This window comes from Alkalilimnicola sp. S0819 (assembly GCF_009295635.1).
Taxonomy (GTDB): Bacteria; Pseudomonadota; Gammaproteobacteria; order Nitrococcales; family WHIW01; genus S0819.
Genome location: NZ_WHIW01000053.1, coordinates 1 through 401, shown reverse-complemented (window position 1 = coordinate 401; position 401 = coordinate 1). Strand labels below are relative to the sequence as shown.

Below are 401 nucleotides of genomic sequence, written 5' to 3'. Positions count from 1 at the left end.
GCCCAAAAGGGGCGGATCGGGGCCGAAATGGCGTAAAAACACCGTATTCAGGGCCAAAAACGGCCCGAGCGGTCATGTTTTGAGCAATTTGTGCTGGATCGCTGATTTGATCAGCGCTTCCTTAGTTGCTTTTGCTTTCAACATGGTTCTTGAAATTAGTAAGTATGCAGAGCCAACCTTGCCTCTGCTGCTCGGCCGATTGTTCATCTTCCGCTTCAAATGTTTCGACTACCTGTCGGGTCCCGGGTGATTCCTGATTTCTTTGACGAATAGGTCCGGTCGCCGTTTTTGCCATTCCCGCATGGCCTGTATGGGTGCTTTATGCCCCAGCGCCTTCTGCGGGATGTGGTGATTGTAGAGATGACAGTATCGCTTGAGGGTCTGCTCCAGGTCGAGCCGGC

General features: G+C 52.6%; 1 protein-coding gene and 1 pseudogene. One reads left to right on the top strand and one right to left on the bottom strand.

The window, feature by feature from the left end:
• On the top strand, nucleotides 1-250 hold a 250-nt coding region (locus tag GBG68_RS14505), incomplete at its 5' end, for a hypothetical protein (protein WP_226801816.1).
• On the opposite strand, the pseudogene GBG68_RS14500 reads toward GBG68_RS14505, so the two are convergent.
• Nucleotides 229-401 (bottom strand): annotated as a pseudogene (locus GBG68_RS14500) (IS481 family transposase); the annotation flags it as partial. The gene GBG68_RS14505 and the pseudogene GBG68_RS14500 sit on opposite strands and share 22 nt — an antisense overlap.